Consider the following 18,295-nt stretch of genomic DNA (forward strand, 5'->3'; position numbering starts at 1 on the left):
TTGGCTCGTGAATGGTGGGTCTGCCTGGAGCTCTTGATTTCATGAAGACCGGGTTTTCGACTGAAGTTGGCGGGGCATGATGAGAGACCTGAAGAACTATTGACGCAACTATTGACGGTACGGGGCTGGATGATCATTGGTGAGCTAGTCAAAGGTGTCTTGCAACTGATAATGGGGTCATAATCCGAAGAGGTTGCTGATAACACATGGTTGCAAGAAAATTCGGGCGTCGAGTTTTCAAGGATTTTAAGCTGAAGAAGGGGTGGACGGCAAGACGTCTTACAACCCATTGGTTATAAGACGGTGCCCGATTCATCGTTCTTTATAGAATACGGATTTTTAGCTGGATTACGGACTCATCCAATGAAAAAGAGGAGCAGTTCATCATTCTTCAGTAGTCGGTCGTTTTCTGGCATCCGCATCTCTGGTTGTTTCAAACCATGCCCGCCCGTGCTGGTAGCGGATGGCATGCCCTCCTAGACCTGCCGGTCTTAGATCGATCCGGTCCACGGCTCCACTTAGTGGCGGTAAGGGCCGCTTCCACTGTGATTCGTTTATCTGCGGATTGCGCTCCTCAACGAAGTTATCTGTGTCGGGTTGGATTTCTGCTGTGTCATTAGAGAAGTGTGCCGGCAACCCGATAAAGGAAGTGCCCGCGTATCCGATGAGTAGAGTTCTGTCTTCTTCGGCCTGCGTGGATATTGGTAACAGGGAATCTTCGTCCCAGAACCAGGTATTGGTCGCTTTGGAACGAAAATGTTCGTGAGTTAGGGAATTGATGTGATCGATCCCGTGAACCGGGCAGTAAACGGATGCCGTAATGCTGATGTCACCGTATAGGTCCACTTCGTCAGGGTTACCGCGTTTAAAATCGTTGATACAGATACACGAAGGTAATGAACGAGCATGATCAAAAGACACCATGCCAGCGTCTTCGGAAAGCGATGACCATAGTCCCTCAACCGGGCCACCCACGATCGGGACATGCCACACCATGTTGCCTACGCCCCTGCGAGCTAGGGACCGCCAGCCGTAGCGATGCCACTGGGCTAGTGCCAAAATGCTCACGGTTGCAGCAGCTGTTCCCAGATAATCGGATAATGCCAGATCTTCGAGTTCTTGAAGGGTGCGTCCTACCGCAGTAGGTAGTGCCATTGCAGTAGCTAACCAGAAGAGGATTGCGATCGAGCTTAAAGTCGCCGCCCAGGAGAGGCTGCGGTTTTTGATGCGTTTCAGTGACATCTGTGCATCCGGGCCTAGCTCGAGGGTGGCGCCGGTGTTGGACTCTGTGGCGAGATTCCGGACGGCGTGAATTTGTTGGTGGGAGATTTTTGTCTGGACAAGCCACCAAAGTGCCGCGGCGATGGTCCCAGCCCACCAGATAGCGGAATCTTCGGTGGTGTCGAGTGAATATGGTATTGCCGCATAGAGCAAAATGATGGGTGCCATGGCAACAGCCAGACGCCCAAAAAACCAGCCGGTAAGAGAAAAGAATAAGGCAACGAGGGTGGCAGAGAAACCGAACATGTCCGCAATTTGGTACGGGTGTTGCCAGTATTCTGGCGGAGGATCTTCCCAGCCCCGAGCCTCGATGAATGAGGCAACTGTTGTTATCAGGATGATCGCACAAGCGACAAGCATTTGTCGCCACGGACGAGGGCACAGTGGAAGCGCGTCCCATCCCTCGGGATTAGGTCTGATCAAGAAGTAAGTTATATTCATTTTGCAACCACGGCGTTCATAAAATCATTCTCGCACTGGAATGAGGAAGAGTTTCTTCCAGCGTACTCATTCCAAATGGTCTGCGGCTTCTGGTCTGATAATAGGCGGCAAAAGATCTACGACTGTCGTCTTTGAGGGGAGCAAGTCGGATGGTTCAGAGGTCCCGTAGGACATGGGATGCAAGACATGCCAAAGAATAACCAAAGCTTTCTTTGAAACCGTCGCGAGATAATACCGGAATACCAACTAATTCTTGCCAAGCAGATTTACAGATATGGTTTGACAGGCACAACGAAGAGAATCTTTATCGCTTGTGACCTTAGCTAGGCCCTCGCATTTGTTACACGCGAACTCCCTCATCAGGCGTCTCCAGGACGCAGCAACGAGAGCAAATTCCGAGGGAGTCTGGTTCTCCCATTCGTTGAAGTGAACGATTGTATTGATAGCCCATTCTGCCTGTTTTGCTTCCAGAGCGGCCGTTTGAACCCGAGTATCCCAAGCGTCTAACTGAGCAACAAGCTCCGGTCGACCCCAGGAGTTAGCAGAATTTTTCCCCTTCTTAATAGTGGATCGAAGTGTACTGATGCTGCTGTTGAAGAGTTCCCCGAGAGTGTTTTGGCCATCAAGCTTGTATGGGATGGGTGCGGCGAGATTACTGGCACATTCGCGTCCTACGTGCTCCAGATAGGAACGTAAGGACCCAGCGGCAGCTTTCACATGACCTGCCTCTAGGAAGGTTTCGATTTCACCCCATGGTTCATAGTGTGCCCAATCGACGGGTCCACTATCGACATTCCAGGTTCGAAATTGAAGCACGTTCCGCCCCTGAACGAAGCCCAGTGACTTCATCTGACGCATCCATTGCTCATCATGCGTGGTCACAACAAACTGTGTGTCAGAAAACTGTTGAATCAACAACGTTACGACGAAGCGGCGATGGCCAGAATCAACCGACATCAGTACGTCATCCAAAGCGCACAAGGTAAATCCGGTACCCAATGTAAATTGAGCCAACGCGAGATAGAGGCATAGCCCCATCGCATCCTGATGGCCCTCGCTGTGGTATGCCCCAGGGGGAAACTCTCCGCGGCCGTAGAAGTCAACATTCATATCCAAGCCAGCACCCGACTGAGTTAGAGTGGCCGAAAACTGGCTCTCGTCGTCGGCGTTGATAGCGGAGTAGAAGAGCGCAAACTTCGACTGAACGGCAGAATAAATTTCTATGAGGCTCGCAGCAGTTGAATACTCGAAGACTTCGCAAGCTGTAGTTGATCTTAACGACTTCTCGGAAAGGCTAGAAGTCAGGCGTTTCTGTTCCGCATATTCATGAAAACTATGCGACAAAGATCGTAAGCGACCTTTTTGCTCGTCGGCTTCGTTTGGCAGGGGGAGCTCACGAACTTTCTTTTCGAGTTCGCAGGTCCACGACTTGATTGGAGCAATTTTCGACTTCGTCAGCGCCGCAAGTTCTGTCAGCTCCGAAGGGTTACTGATGCAACGAAGTGTCTTGGTTATTGCACGAATTACTTCAAGCTGTTTTTTTGTGTTGATTGCTTCCTGGCCAACCCCTTCAGCCACAGGAAGCGCAATTTCGATGGTTTGTTGTAAATCCGTGAAATGAGGGAGTAATCGGCTTGCTCTCAGTTTCAACGCAGCTATTTCTTCTCTTGCGGCGGCAGATTGAGCTTTTTTGCGTGCGATTACCTCCTCAAACTCGCCGAGTGGCCATGTGGTGGCGCAAACAGGACAGTCCGTGCCGTTGAACAGTTCCAACGCTGAATCTAGAAGAGCATCTGATTCTAATGCCGTCATGAACTCCGCTGAATTTGATCTATCAGCGGCATCCTCAACTAATTGGTCTAATAGACCATCGAGGTTAGTCGAAAGAGCAATTTCCACGGTGGAATGAAGAGCTGAGAGCCTTTGCAGCCATTCGTTTCGATTTGCTGATGGAGTGTAACTGCTCGGGGATGAATCGACCCCTTCGATGATCGCTTCGGGCGTTAGATCCTCTATTGGCGCAAGCCCTAGCTTTGTTCTGTTTGCGTTGATGGCTCTTGATAGCGTTTCAGGGTTAAAAGTTTCGATTCCCGAGGCATGAACCAATGCCCTCACTCGACTGGCGAGAACGGTTGCGGCACCTGCATAATCTCGTTTATCTGCATTTCGCACTCGAACTAGTAGCGCCCTCACTTGCCCAATGCGTTGAAGACCGAGCAAATCCGCGACACCGTCAGCTCGGCTTCTACCCTCAGCCAGCACAAAGCAGACAATCTCCCTTCGTGTTAGTGCAAACTCGGGATGCTTGAGCATCCATTCGAGTGCCTCTTCCGCTTCGGGTGTTTTTGGGGAGATGGTTGGTTTTCGGGAAGTTGCAACGGACCTCCTAAGAATGTGGGATGAACCGGTTCCTACAACGGTGAATGTCATCTCGACCCAGGCATCTTTAGGAGTCTCGGCGATGTCGACATGGGGCGCATGGGACTATACTGAAACCCCCGCCGTCCCGCTGCCTGTTAAGCGTGTGATAGATCCGGTGAGCGCAAACTCCAGTGCATCGATCACTCCGCTCTTTCCTGTCCCATTTCGTCCCGCAACTACGAAGGATTTTTGATTCATTTTGAACTCAAACGAGCGGATGCCCCGAAAGTTATTCACACGCAGTTTCTCAACCTTGATCATTTGTCGCTTCCTTCAAGCGCTGCGCGTATTTCAGCTTCATTCGGCACCTTGACGCGACTGAAAAGGGTAGCTAATTCTGAGCCTAGGCCTACGAAGCCGTCTTTTTCTTCCAAAGAGAGTCCAAAATCGATCATGATTCGATCTACAACGGAATGAACGGTCTCGTCCCCGGGTGCCTCATCAGGCGTAGTTTTCTCAGAATTGATCATGTGTTCATTCTGAAAGCTGGAGTCGTCAACCGCGGGCATTTCCATTTTCCGCGCGATTCATTACGTGGCTCTTCGCAGTTGAGGGTGCACATCTCTAATAGCAGTACTCAGTGTCCCGGGCGCGCCATAAAGGAACTAGTGCATTGTGTTGGAGTTGCGCGTCTTGGTCGCCGGTGGAGACTCTGGCGTATCAGAGGCGGTGTCCCATGGGATCAAATGTACCAATACTCGTGGAGTGGCCACTATAGCAACACATAGTTTGTGGTACTGGGTTTTGCGACGAAACATGCTTGAAAATCTGTTGTGTTTTCGAATGTCAGGAGTTTTGGTTGATCCCCACAGATCGGTGTGTCATTAACGACCGATATTGAGACCGCACAATTTATCTTGGAAATATTGTACTAGGCGTTGTTGCAATCTATGATACGGATCATTGAAATTGTCCAGACGGTGTCTGGACAATTTCAATGAGTCGCCACGTCGCCGTTTATGGCTAATGTGTCGGGCACCCATCAGTATCAAGTCGCCAATGTTGGCAACATGTTCAGCGGCGGCATGCAAACCATATGTCATCGCATCGGTATTCAGCGGTTCGATAAGCTGATTGCCGTAATCCCGGTGAACTAGCTTGTTGCTTGAAGATCTCCGCTATGGTAGGAACCCCGCTGCTCGGTTCACCATCCGTGAACTATTTTTGGCTGCTCAGCCATAGTATTCTTCCGCTCTGAGAAATGATTGGACTGGACTTGACCATTGCACTTCGCTTCCCATAAGTGCCTCGGACAACTCAATTTCAGACTCAAATAGCGGATCGTGATTGTCTCCTCCCTCCCCAAGAGGTTCTCTACCCGGTAAGAAACTCACATCCCAGAAAATTTCCGGCTCGTGACCGAGGATACAAACTATCACTTCGTAGTTTTTCCATACGCCACTGGTCATACACCCAACGAAGACGTCGACGCCTAACCTAAAATTTTCAATACCGGGGTTCCAACTGTGCGATTGGGAGGACTCGTTTTCAATCATCTGTAACCGCCTCATCCGCGTCTGCAGTTCTTCTTTTACCACTAGTACTGCCCTCGATGCCCGTGGTTTTTCACGTGAGTTCGCCTATTTTTGACCTGAGTATTGAATGAATCTCATAGATTAATTAAGATAAGAAAATACACATGTTGCAGATTCTTCCACACCATACTTAGGTTTGGCTGGTTACGTGAAATATTCAATCATTTACAGTTCAATGTAATAGCCAAAGGAATCGATACCGAACATTGATGGAACAAACAATGCATTAATCCTGAAGTGTAATACCAGCGCTGGCCAAAATATGATAGTAGGTCTTCGGCGCGATTTGAGTTTCCAATAGTAATCAGAAGCTCAAGGGTCAAATTCCTTTCTTGGACTATCCATAAAGGGACCCAGTGGGTCAAATGGTGAAGCCAGAAGCCAGGATATATTGAGGCAGATGGTGTATGTTATCGCCAATTCAATAAACACTTGGGCCGCAGTGTAAGTAGCAATCGTCTTCATTTTGTATTCATTTTTCCAGCGAAAATCTTGAAAAATTATCACACTAAGAACCAAGGCAGAAACTGTGGCATGCATTACATATAGCAAATTATCCATTTTTATTACACTGAAATCCATTAGGGCCATGTTCCCGTCAACGCGTAGCCAGCGGCCAACCGCCGGCGCTGTGCAGGGTTCAAATCACGCCCAGCTGCAGCTGGCCTTCGACGCCCATGCCGGTCGCGTGATAGTCTCGCTGGCCCTGGATAACCTCACCAAGGGCACCGCCGGCGTCAATGCGTAGTGAGCGCTATCCAGTCGTACATTAGAGCTATTCGATACGCGCACAGGTGCCTCCAAATACGTCTGCTAATACACGATGGTTGGAGCCAGTGTTTAGCAGGAGTATTTGGTAGCACCTGTGTATCGAAACGGTAGCAGTAGTACGTGGACCGGATAGCACTCCGAAATCAGAGAAATCCACGCACCACCACCCGTTTACTGCTCTATGGTGTTCTAATGACTTGTGATGTACTCATACCGGCGCATGTTCGGCCCATCGAGCTGAATCATTTCACTCTTGGAAACCAACCGATTCAGAATCGACTCAGCAACCACCGCATCATACAACGACCGATACCAGTCCTCCGAATCAAACTCCAAAGTGACGATCGTCGACCCCCGATGCTCCCGAGCCGACAGAATATTCAACAGCTCACTGGCAATATGCCAGAATAATTACAGATATTAATTGTTGTGAAATGCGGGAGTATTTGTATTCGCACTTCATACTAATCAATAATGCTTTAAAGCTCATCGACAAAGAAATGATTTTCCAACTTGCGAATTGCGGACTGAATCGTGATCCCTCCTGAAGCTTTGATTACATTAGAGATCGCCAATCTAGCTTGCCGATCATCAAAGGAATCCAATTCGATGGCACGCTTGTCAATAAATCTTTTGTCATTTTCTGCAAACTGCGGCGACCGAACCCTGATGGAAAAAACATTCCCAATTTCTTCAGAGAAAATCTCCAGTCCTAGCTTCCGGTAACTTAATCGAAGCTCATACATAGTTGCCCAAGGCATTCCAGCAAGCCCGAAAAATTGATTCGGGGGATACCTTAGGTTCTCTTCCGGCTCATCGCCTGCGAAATTGCCATGAAAGGGTTCCTCCATAAAATCAATGGATATCCTGTGGAGAAAAGAAGAATTCGCCAATTTTACCACCTTCTGACTTTTACGTGATAATTTCCATACTTATTTGGGTATCCTGAAGTTTTTTTGGAAGAAGGGCGCTTGGAATACCTTTCGAGGTTTCCGTATTTTCCCCGCTTGCCTTGCTTTGCTGCGGGATTTCGATATCCGCGTAGACCACGCGAACTCATAATACTTCCACCCTTGCTGCCATAATTATTTACATAATGGCCTCTTCTTCCGGCATGTATTCTCGTTGCTTTTTTCCAAACTTTTCTACTTACGGATTTTCCGTAGGTTGCACTACCTCCATATCTCGAAGTACGGACTAATCTCGCCGCTTTGAAGGTAGATCTAGAGATTCGCGTTGATTTGTACAATTTATACCCATGATACGCAGCACGCGCAGCCCGTACTCCAGCGGAAATTCCTCGCAACGGAATTGCTACAGCGTTTACTCCAGGAATGAATGAAGCTGCAGTAAGCACAACATCAGCTGTGTCCCACCATCCCCATTCCCCAGATACGTCGTTAGCGTTTACTGGATTCTGCGGGTACACATACGATGTCGAGTTACCGCCTTCAACTGGGTCGCGGCTGGTAAACAGGCCAGTGACCGAGTTATAGAGTCGAGCTCCCATCAGGATCAGCCCGCTCATGTCGACTGCGCGTTCATCGGCTCCGTGCCATCCGTAAGTGGTGGCGCCGGTGTTCACTGGTTCGGTGAGCTGGTTGCCGTACTCATCGTACTGAGCCCATCCGGTGATACCTTGCCCTGCACCGGTACCGGTCAACGGTACGGTCGCGACTACGTCCCCGTGGGGGTTGTTCACGGCCAGTTCGACGGTGTTCCCGGTAATGGTCAACGCCAGGTCTCCACCGATGGTGGATTCGTACCTGGTGGTGATGGTTTGGGTACCTTGCTTACGGGTGCTCCAGGCAGGGTTATCCGAATCATCGGCGTAGTGCTTGGTTTCGGTTCCTGCAGCCGCGGTTCCCGTAGAGGTCACCGTCAGGCGGCGACCTGACGGGTCCCGGGCGATGGTTGACGTGGTGCCGTTGCGGGTGATCGCTGCGGCCGCGTCATCGGCGAAGTACTTCACCGTGATCGCCCCAGCCCCGGCCTTCACTCCGTTGGCAGCTGCTGACGCATCCGCTGCAGGAACCGTGGTCTGCCGTCCCAACCCGTCATACACATACCCAGCGCCCACGCCGACGCGGTCTGCTGCGTCGTAGGCCCAGGTCCGCTTGGCGGTCTGGGTGCCGTTGACCGTGGTGGTCAGCGTGGTCCGATTGCCGTTCTTATCAAACGCATACTTCCGCACCGTCGTGGGGGTGACGGCACCTTCCTCGGAGTCTGTATTCAGTGTTTCACCAGGTTGGGCCGTGATGTCCTTGACTTCGGTGAGTCGTCCAGCTCGGTCGTAGGTGAACGCGCGATCGTAGGCTGCGCCGCGGTCTCCTGCGGTTGAGGTGCCTGCGAGCACGTCGCCTTCGGGGGTGGTTTCACCCATGATGCGTCCGGTGACGTCGCGGTTCAGTTCCCACGCGATCCAGGTCCCGTTCGAGGTGGTTCCGTCTTCGGCTTTCAACGGTCCGTCGTAGGCTAGACGGACTTGTTTGCCGGATTCGTCGTAGTCCATTTTCTGGGTGAAGCCCCCGGGGATGACCTGGGTGAGGACGTTGCCGTCCCCGTCATAGCTGGCCTTGTAAGTGGCGGTGCTGGTGCCGCCGTGCTTGGACACGGTCATGCTGGTGACCGCACCCTGATACTCGGTGGTCCCATCGTTGGACAGTGCCCCGTACTTGTACGTGGTGGTCGAGACAGGGGAGACCGTCTTGGAGACGTTGCCGAATCCGTCGTACTCGGTGGTGGTCGTTTCTCCTAGTGAGTTCGTGTAGGAGGTGGTGCGTCCCCACAAGTCCTGGGTCCACTTGATCTCGGATTGCGGCAGTGAGCCGGAAGCTACCGCGCGCACCCCGTTCTGTACGCCGGTGGCGTCGTAGAGCTTCTCTGCCGGTTGCACCGCAGTAGTGGTGATGCCGCTGGTGGTGACAGTGGTCTTCAGCTCTTGGCCGTCGGCTCGGTAGGTTTGGGTGGTGGTGCGTTTGGCGCCATCGGTCCCGGTCGAGGCTTCGGTGAACGTGGCCGGCTGGCCATAGATGTTGAATCCGGTCTGGTGCTTGGCTACCGACCCGGCGCCCTGCGGGGTGTTCTTGCACAAGTACCCTGCGTACTCCGGAGCATTGCCGCAGGTAGCATCGTCAGCATTCGCTGCGGCGGTGTAGTAGGTGCTCTTCGTCGTGCCAGCATCGGCTCCCGCGGATTTCGGCTGCCGGGACTCGATCACGCGGCCCTGGTCGTCGAACCGGGTTTCAGTGACGATATTATCCGCAGTTTTAGCCATGACCTGGGTGACCTTGGTCGGTGAACCAACCACCCAACCTGAGCGTAGGTTGTTCTTGTCTGTTGCGGCTTTCCCGTTCTTGTCGGTCGTGTAGGCGTTATAGCCGTTCTCCACGTGGGTGATGATAGGTTCCCCGGTGGCATCTGGTTCTGTTTTCCCGGAGCTGGCCTTTGAAGTCACTACCGTGGTTGGCAGCATGCGCGGCATGCCCCCGGCGTCCACATCCGTGATCGGCGTGTAGCTGGTTTTGGTATGGACACGGGAGGGCTCATCGTTTTCATCGGTGGTTACCGGTGAATAGGTGTCGGTGACGTAGCCGCGGAGGAACTCGGCGGTCGCCTCATTCTTGGCGATTTCTGCAGCTTTTTCCGTGGCATCGGTTTTGGTTGAGAGGCCGTTGCCTTCATTATCGACGAACTTCGCTAAGTCAGCGAAGTAGACGCTTATGGACGCATAGTCTTCATGGCTTTTGAGTACCCCGTCCTTGATATTGGATGAGTCTTTTGCCGCAGCCAAAATGAATCGAATGCCGCGGGCATCGTAATCACGAACGATATTGCCGTCCGCGTTAAACACGTTGGCTGTGATCTGCCAGGCGCCTGCCGCATAGGATGCGGTGTTGACGACGCGGTTCTGCGGATCCGTATAGTGCAGGTCTGCATACTTGAAATCAGCCGCGGTGACAGAGGATGCTTTGGAGGTTTTAACGTCTTTTCCTGGCCCGAATACTGCGTAACCCGTGACCGGTCGTTTAGTGCCTTCTTGCTCCCACAGCTTGACTTGGCCTTCGGAAAGGTTGGGGGTGTTCTTCCCATCGCCTACGACGTCAAGACCGTAGACGAAGCGCGCAGTCTGGACTTTTGTATTGCCGTCGGTCGCGTTGCCGCGTTCGACGAGCTCAAGCCAGTCGGAGCGGTCTGAGTCGTTGGCCTTGCCGTAGGTGTAGTAGGTGGGAGCATCCACGCGGGAGCCTGAGCTTGTTTTCTCTTCCGTGGAAGCCAGCAATGGTACCCCGGCTTTGGAGTCAGTGCTGTAGGTGTAGGTGGTGGTGTCTCTGGTGCGATTATCTTTCACACTGATCAGTCGTGCGTCCAGGCTGGTTCCGTCATACCCGTATTCGGCAATACCTACGGTGTCCATCGCCTTCTTGGCTGGGTCCCAGGCGGTGTAGGTGACCTTGGTGATTTTGCCTGACGTGTCGTAGGACAGGTTGATGCGTCGGCATCCCTTCACCGGAGTTGCCTCAGTGTGTACGAGGGTCGCCGTGTCGCAGATGAGGTTGGTTTCGGTGCCGGCGATGACCATGGTGGTTTGGCCGGCCGTGTTCGAGACGAATTTGCTGGTCCCGGTGCCGTTGCCGCCGGTGACGGTCTCGGTGATCCATTCCCAAATCTTGGGGTTACCCTCCAAGTTGGCACCGCGCTTGAACGTAGTCACCGTTCCGTCTTCTTCGGTGACCTTGATCCGCGCGTTGGTTCCGGAGCCGGACAGGGCGAGCTTCCAGCCCGAAGCGGTGGCGTCTTCGTTGGCCGGCGTGTAGGTTCCGGTCTTCAACGACACACGGCCGTTGCCTGGCTGGCGGAAGACGGCTGCGGTTTCATCGTCACTGACCAGGGTGATGGAGCCGTCCACTGCGGTGGATTCGGCGACCAATAATCCTGCCAGCCCTTCGTCGGGGCCTTCGATGTTGGCGCGCCATCCTTTGCCGAAGATGCGGGAATTGGCTCCGATCCCGGAATAGGAGGAGTAGGAGCGGCTCACCGACAGGCCGGTATTGCCGGCGTTGACCTCGACGTCGGTTTCGGAAAGGTTCAGTTCGCCGGTGGTCAGTGCGACCTGGCCGTCGCCGGCCTCGGCGACGGGGTAGTTGTCTCCGAAGGCGTGCGGCAGCTTGGTGACCTGGACTGGTTTTTTGGACTTGTTCGTGGTGCACTGCAGCTTAGAAGTTGATGGTGCTCCGGCGTAGTCGAAGCAGACCTGTACTTCTACGAGTGCTGCAATCCGGTCTTTGCCCAGCTCCTTGAGTTTGCCTGCCGGAGCTGCTGCGACATCGATCATGGTGTCGATTTTGACGGGCTGGCCCGCTGCGATCTCTGCCAGTGTTGCCGCTTCGTACCAGCCTGCAGTTGCGCCGTATGTTGAGGTATCTGCCGTTGCGCTGTTGGCTTCGCGCCAATATACCTTTGGCGTGACCGCACCGGTGGAGGAGGTGGGCCCTTGACCGGTGACCTTGAATGAATCCGAGGTCGTGGAACCGGCAGCGGGAGAGCTGAGGGAAGCGACGCCGTTGCCGAAGGTCCACGTGGTGGTTCCTGAGGTGTTGTTGGCCAAATCTGTGGCTTTCACCCGCAGCACGTTCGCCCCCACCGGGTTCAGTGCCACCTTGGCTTCGTTGGCCGTGGGCTTGAGCGCCTTCCAGGGGGCGTCGTTCAGTTGGTAGGAGATCGTGGCGGCATCTGCGTTGGACTTGAACGTGAAGGTGTTCGAAGCGGGCTTCGCAGGCAGCCACCCGTTGTTAGCGATTCCGCCGGTGGAGGTGATCGTTGGGGCGGATGGTGCGACAGTGTCAACGGTGAACGTCGTGGCAGGTCCGGCAGCCTTGGACCTCAGCGTGCCGTCATTGGCCCAGGCCTTGACGGTGTAGGTGCCGTCTTTCAGTGCGGCCTTGTATATGGAGACCTGTTTGGAAGCGACTGATGAGCCAGCTTGCTTGCTCAGGGTGCTGGTGCCGGTCATGTCGAACTCGGCATTGACTTTTCCTCCGTCCGGGTCAGTGACCGTGGAACGGAGTGTTTGGGATTTCTTGTTCACCCAGAGCTTTCCGGTGGAGTCTTTGACGGACTCGCCTGCGCCGAAGGACACTGCTGAAGGTGTGCTGGGGTAGGAGTTGTAGGTGACGATGAACTGCGGTTCGATTGGATCATTGGCACCAGCAATGTAGTTTGCTGAGCGGTACCGCTTCCAGGTGTAGTTGTTTGTCTCATCGGCTGCGATCAACCGGACCCCGTAGTTCTTGGTGGGGTTATCTGCCCAGTACTGGGCGATCGGGGTGATCGGGTAGTAGACGTATCCTGCAGCGCAGCTCGAAGAGTAGCCCTTGGAGACGTTGTTCGTCCCTTCACCACTGGTCGTGGCGGTGGGCTGCTTGGTCCAGCGGACATCGGAGGAAATCCAGTCGCTGGTCAGTCTTTGGACTTTCACTGGGGCGGAGGTGCACGAGTAGGAATGGTAGTTATGCATCTTCAGTTCGGCTTTGGTGATCTTCTTCCCATCCAAGGCCGAGGAAGCGAACTGCAGGAACGAACGTGACTTCAATGCGCCGGCGTTGAACGTGCCTACACGCAGTTCCGGGTCGCCGGCCTTGGAGCCCGGGACATCGGCCTGAACCCACGTATCAGAGACACCCGACGACCAAGTCGGATCAATGGTGACCGGGTACTGACGCTGTGGATCTTGCAACCAGGCGGCATCAGCGTTCAAGGTGAGCACCGGGACACCATCTTCTTCGGTGAGCGTGGTGTCCACGGTGCGTTCGGCAGGATGCAGTCCGGATGCTTCATCGATTTTGGCATCCCACATCGTTGGCGCCGGGGCGAAGAACACAGTCTCGCCCTTACCGTTGATGGCGCGAAGGTCCCCGGTGTCCTTGTCCCTTGTGAGCTTCAAACCTTTAGAGAGCTTGATGGGGAACCGTAGCGACACGTCCCCTTCGGGGGCTTGTTCCAGGACGGTGCGGTGTGAGAAGCCCGACCGCAGCGGCTCGACAACCACGCTGGCGTCCACCGACTGGGGTCCGGCAGGCATCTCGAGTGACGGTTCCGCTGATTCGGTGGCCGGCTCTGAAGAAGTGCTTGCGGGTTCAGAAGGCTCCGGAGTTGAATCTGAGGATTTTGCATCCTCATCCTCTTCGGGCTGCTCTTCATTGACCTCGGGAGTTTCCGTTTCGGTGGGAGACTCTGAAGGAGCGTCCGAAGGGACTGGGTCCACTGTGGAGGTTTGTGGCATGACGTCGCCGGATGGATCTTCGATGATGGGCACCTGCACTTGTTCGGTGTAGGTGGCTTGGTTCTCACTGATCTGCGGGGCAGGTAGTTCACCTTCCCAGCCCAGCTTCAAGGTGGAGCCTTCGTGCTCACCGGTGGACTCCAGCTGAGCGAGGATTACCGAATCCTGGGTGGGGCCATCGCCGATGTCGTCGGTTCCGTCCGCGATGGTGAGCTCGGTACCATCACCTACGACCGGGGATGCGGTGTCGGTCAGTTCCCCGTCGGCGCCTAGGGGAACGAAGCTGTCTTTTCCTTCTTTGAAGCGGGCCGCTGAGGTCGTTTCGGACGTCCAGGTTCCATCCGGGTTGGCGAACACCTGTTCGGTGGCCGTGCGGAGGGACAAGTCTTCGACGCGCTGACCGGTGGCCTTGGCCGTAATTTGGGCTGAAACCCCATCGGGGCGTTCAGTGACGTCCTCGACGGTTTGCTCGGTACCCTGCGGTTCCTCGTCTGCGAAAGCAGAGGGAACGAAAAGGCTCGATGCCAGCAATGCTGAAGTGCTGCCTATCGCGATGGCAGACAGGATTCTCCTCTTGCGCACTGTGAAATCTGTCCACAAGCGTGCAGAGGTATCCCCAAGTAAGTGGTGCACCATGACCCCGTTTTCGATAAGAAATTAAGCTGGCACATAGCCAACACATAGATTCTGCTATAGGGGCACGTCACATAATGCAATTTTTGATGGAGAAATGAAATTGTAGCCAAACTGTGACTAAATCTTGCTTGGCTAACTAACAGCTAAGGGACCGTCTGCATTCACGAAGGGATCGGGCGTCCGCTGGCGCGGCCGGCTGTTGGCCCGGACTTCGTCCGGTCTTTTCCTGTTTTTTGCTGCTGTCCTTCGGAGTGTACGGGCCACCTCCAAACCCACAAGCCACTCGCTGCGCTTCGGGCGTGCTCCACCCAGAAATTCTCGGGCCGCGCTCTTTCGTCGCTTCTTCCGGCCCAAGATTTTCGTGGGTTGCGCAGCCCTGGCGGGTTGATGGATTTTCCGGCTGGCCCCGCTTCATTGCATTTGGCCGGCAGAAAAATAACCGGGGGACGATTTTGGCCGGCTGGCCCGCGCGTAGGCAAGCATACGAGCGGAGGTTGCCCGATAACGGGTACCGGGTTTCGTGTTGCGTGGAGGATAGCGATCTCCCCGCGTTGGGCGAATCGTCAGGGACCGTCCTTTCAAAGTTCCTGCCGTGGCGAGGTCGGACGCCACCGGCAGCGGCTAATATAGTGCGACCCGTACGCCTGCTGGTAGTGATCGGAACCACGGCATCGGTGATGAAATCACCAGCCTGCATCCCCGCCGAGAGACCTGCAGCAGATCCGGACGGAAAAGGACCAAGTACATCGCCATGTCACCACTCATCCATTAAGCGCTGCAATCACCGCAAGAACCCAAGAAACCGTGTCTGCATCTTATGAAACAGCATTGGCCAGCCACTGGTCTTTTCGGAAAATTTCCACGATATGTATACCGGATGATCGATGCCGTTGGAAGCAAGGATTTCGGCTATTAAACCTGTCATCCACCCAATAGAAGGTAATGAATGAAGACCAGAAGAGAAGGAGAGCAGAGCAGAAGCAACCCCTGGTCCATTCCAAATACCATCAGAAATCGGTGGAGATTCCTTCGAGAAGGTACAACGGGAATCAACTTCGATCGCCAGGGCAGTAGAGATCCGCGAGGCGAGAGAGTTGAGAACATCGTCAGAGAAAGCATTCTTATGCCCAGACAGTACCTCGACCGAAATATCCCGTCTATTCTCATTCGTCTCAAGTCCAACAACTCCACTTAGGCCCTCTGATGGGAGCACACCGGAATTGAGATTCTTTAGCTGTTGGAGCGGAACGGCAAAATCAACATGTGCTAGAGGACTAGAACTTGCAGATCGAAAAGTATCGGCTAAAACAGTCAATGCGTAGCATGGAAGAGTTGCGTTAGCCGCAGCAGCTCGGACACCTACCTGGAACCAATAATCCGGCGCGTTCACCGAGCTGTGAAAGTCATCCCGGCTACCCGCATCGTTGACCAGCCATGCACGTTCCACTGACTCATCTTCAACGCCCCACAGTAACTCGGAGTAGTCGTTGAGGAAACCAACTGGGTCGGATAAAGACCTATCGGCCGGCACGCTCGATTTGGCTTCCCAAATGCCAATGAACATCGGCTCTGAATAATTTGACGAGAACAAACTTGAACCCTAAGTGTGTGAATAGGATCTAACGGTTTAGTTAGAGAACACGGCAGTTCACATCGGCCTGCATGCGCTTGATCTCAGTGGTACCGATTCGGCCATCAGCATCTACATCAACATGGTCCCTCCACGAAACCCACCACCAGGATTCAGCTTTGTCTTCTTGGAACAGTTTTACGTTCCCAGTATCCCGAGCCCTTGTAATTGGTGTAGTACTCGTAAAAGCATGAGATCACGTAAGAGAGTGCAAGTGCGATCCGTTGTCCTCAAGTCAGCTCGATTTATGCACGAAATTGGATGGCGTTCCAGCAAGTGCAAATGGGGAACGCGCTGCTTCACGGAGGCGGCATTGGGGCAACGGTGCGGGCTATTTGCGTAGTTGCCGCGTTGCGGGAGTATGTTCCGGACGTGCGTGTCCTTGCACCACGTTGAGGTAACTGCTGCTCAAATGGCCAATATCAAGAGCTCGGATCCCGCGTTCGGAGAGTTTTTTGGCCAAGACGGTTCCGGCCGGGCCCAGGGAAATAATGGCAAGGTCCGGATTCTTTTCCAGGGTCTCGGAGACAACTCGCTCCAGATCGGTAAATGCGTCCTTGGGAGTTGAATGGATAAAGTCTGCGGTTTTCAGGTTATCGAAAAGTGCCGGGACCAAATCAAACCGTGAGCCCTCGCCGGTGATGATGACGGCATCTTTCCGGTCCCAGACTTTGCGCCATAGCTCTACTGCTTCCTGGCCCAGGACTTCAAACACTCGGGGCCTGGTGATATGGGCATTGATGTATTTTTGCTGAGGGTTAACCAGTGGCTTCAAGCTGGGCCACAGCTCGGCATACACGTTGGACCAGTGGGCATCTCGGAATAAGAAGGGGAAACCGATGAGCAGGTCTTCGGATTGAGTTTCAAAGACTTCCCGGAGCTGATACTGGAGCTCCTTGGAGTTGCTTTGGAAGCCTAGGTTGAACTCTGGGCGGAGCATGAGCCGGAATTCGCCATCTCCGAATCGTGCGATGGAGGCGTTAGACGCGGCCAGTAGCTCCAGAGACTCCTTAAAGGGCAGGACTTGGTGCGCGTAGACTTCTGCCACTTCGTCCATGTACCGGCCAGTGGTGGCAGTGCGAATCGCGGTCAGCTCGTTGCGATTTTTCTTCAGTTCGGCGATCACTTGCTTGAGCAGTGCCGGCAGTTCCTCGTGTCCGCTCATCTTGACAGGAATGGGTTTCTTATTCCGGATCTCCACGTGGAAGGTGCGATTCGCGATTTCTTTGATCTTTGACAGCAAAACTAGTATCCGTTCTCGCGGAGGAGCCGCGTTATCCCGCACTGCAGGGCCGCAGGGTGATGCGCAGAGGGTGCAATGTATTGCAGTGATTCTATGCGTTTGGATTCATCTTACGATGCGCTTCGATGCCAGCTCAGGGCTGTGGTCGTGTCGCTCAAACAATTAGATGGATGGATAAGCGAAGTATCTGCGGTTCAAATGTGGGCAATTATCCTTTTACGAGTCTGCAGTGGACGCGCAATGTTAAAGCGATTCCAGGGGCGACGGGCGCGTCTTACCGTCTATCTGGGAAGGATCGAATGCTGTGATCGCGGGTGGACTACCCGACCAATCCCGTGTTCACGAGTGCGTCTACTGCAACGGATGTTCCAACGAAGCTGAAGGTAGTAAAGGAGCGTGCGACTATTGGCATGAAAGCCACTGGCAGGGAGCTCAAAGTAAGCGCTGGTACCTGAAACGCGAAGGGCGTGAAAGATTTGTATCAGTGGCTGCGCTCGGGAAAGATTATCGGCAAGATCACCCAGCCGAATTAGACCGTGACCAAGAAGGACGCTGCTAAGAAATCGACGGTCTGGTTAACTGTCGCGAAGCCTGGATATGCCACAGTGGCGATGACGCTGAATAAGAAGTAAATATCGCTTGCTCGTGGTTGTTCATCGCTGGTTTAAGACCGTTGAAGTGTGGCTGCCCTGGTCCACAGAACGTCAATCTAAGCCTGTTCAGTGCTTGCAGATGAAAATGGCTAGGTGCCCAATAGGGCACCTAGCCATTATGCAGGGTTCCCGCACGGATGAGAGAGGTGAAACGCTCAATCCGAACAGTGCGTGGTGTCGCCATGAGACTGAACCACGCATGAAACTAGGCTAAACCACCAGCTGTATGCTTACTGGCACACCACGCCCTGAAGATTTCTGGTTTTTCATTAAGCCAGTTACCGGTGGACCAGTTCTCACGCGCTGAGCCGGTAGGCCGGAAGATACTCACCGCGCATGGTCCTACGCCCTTGTCGCTTCCAAATTGAGTCAGATAGCATACCGCGATGAACGAGTACTTTG

The 18,295-nt window shown here is 53.7% G+C and carries 9 protein-coding genes and 1 pseudogene; 1 reads left to right on the plus strand and 9 read right to left on the minus strand.

Translation table 11 applies throughout. From position 1 onward, the window contains the following. Positions 1 to 384: 384 nt before the first annotated feature. The 4 genes from ACIOTN_RS10620 to ACIOTN_RS10635 all read right to left on the minus strand — a co-directional run bounded on the left by ACIOTN_RS10620 (position 385) and on the right by ACIOTN_RS10635 (position 5,639). Complete coding sequence (locus ACIOTN_RS10620; RefSeq protein ID WP_402735316.1) at positions 385 to 1,641, minus strand: hypothetical protein; 1,257 nt, start codon at positions 1,639 to 1,641, stop codon at positions 385 to 387. A 2,565-nt stretch (positions 1,642 to 4,206) separates the two neighbouring features. Further along, on the minus strand, positions 4,207 to 4,404 hold the full coding sequence (locus ACIOTN_RS10625; RefSeq protein ID WP_402735317.1) for an AAA family ATPase: 198 nt from the start codon (positions 4,402 to 4,404) through the stop codon (positions 4,207 to 4,209). Beyond that, on the minus strand, positions 4,401 to 4,613 hold the full coding sequence (locus tag ACIOTN_RS10630) for a hypothetical protein (RefSeq protein ID WP_146112323.1): 213 nt from the start codon (positions 4,611 to 4,613) through the stop codon (positions 4,401 to 4,403). Before ACIOTN_RS10630 ends, ACIOTN_RS10625 begins: the two co-directional genes overlap by 4 nt. A 702-nt stretch (positions 4,614 to 5,315) precedes the next feature. Beyond that, on the minus strand, positions 5,316 to 5,639 hold the full coding sequence (locus tag ACIOTN_RS10635; RefSeq protein WP_146112322.1) for a hypothetical protein: 324 nt from the start codon (positions 5,637 to 5,639) through the stop codon (positions 5,316 to 5,318). Between the two features lie 649 nt (positions 5,640 to 6,288). Here ACIOTN_RS10635 and ACIOTN_RS10640 point away from each other — a divergent pair. Then, a pseudogene (locus ACIOTN_RS10640) lies at positions 6,289 to 6,414 on the plus strand (N-acetyl-gamma-glutamyl-phosphate reductase); the annotation flags it as partial. A gap of 224 nt (positions 6,415 to 6,638) precedes the next feature. Here ACIOTN_RS10640 and ACIOTN_RS10645 read toward each other — a convergent pair. The 5 genes from ACIOTN_RS10645 to ACIOTN_RS10665 all read right to left on the minus strand — a co-directional run bounded on the left by ACIOTN_RS10645 (position 6,639) and on the right by ACIOTN_RS10665 (position 17,240). After that, positions 6,639 to 6,833: an ATP-binding protein gene (locus ACIOTN_RS10645; protein ID WP_286134333.1), complete on the minus strand. Its 195-nt coding sequence runs from the start codon at positions 6,831 to 6,833 to the stop codon at positions 6,639 to 6,641. Between the two features lie 95 nt (positions 6,834 to 6,928). Further along, positions 6,929 to 7,342 (minus strand): hypothetical protein, encoded by a 414-nt coding sequence (locus ACIOTN_RS10650; protein ID WP_105658543.1) that lies wholly within the window; start codon positions 7,340 to 7,342, stop codon positions 6,929 to 6,931. A 2-nt stretch (positions 7,343 to 7,344) separates the two neighbouring features. Continuing rightward, a complete protein-coding gene (locus ACIOTN_RS10655) occupies positions 7,345 to 14,313 on the minus strand; it encodes a DNRLRE domain-containing protein (RefSeq protein WP_402735318.1) in 6,969 nt (2,322 codons plus the stop codon). Positions 14,314 to 15,148: 835 nt separating this feature from the next. Further along, the gene (locus tag ACIOTN_RS10660) at positions 15,149 to 15,958 is read right to left on the minus strand and encodes a hypothetical protein (protein WP_402735319.1); all 810 of its coding nucleotides are present in this window, start codon (positions 15,956 to 15,958) and stop codon (positions 15,149 to 15,151) included. A gap of 370 nt (positions 15,959 to 16,328) precedes the next feature. After that, on the minus strand, positions 16,329 to 17,240 hold the full coding sequence (locus ACIOTN_RS10665; protein ID WP_402735320.1) for a GT-D fold domain-containing glycosyltransferase: 912 nt from the start codon (positions 17,238 to 17,240) through the stop codon (positions 16,329 to 16,331). Positions 17,241 to 18,295 lie beyond the last annotated feature (1,055 nt).

It is taken from the genome of Glutamicibacter sp. NPDC087661, assembly GCF_044743275.1.
Taxonomy (GTDB): domain Bacteria; phylum Actinomycetota; class Actinomycetes; order Actinomycetales; family Micrococcaceae; genus Glutamicibacter.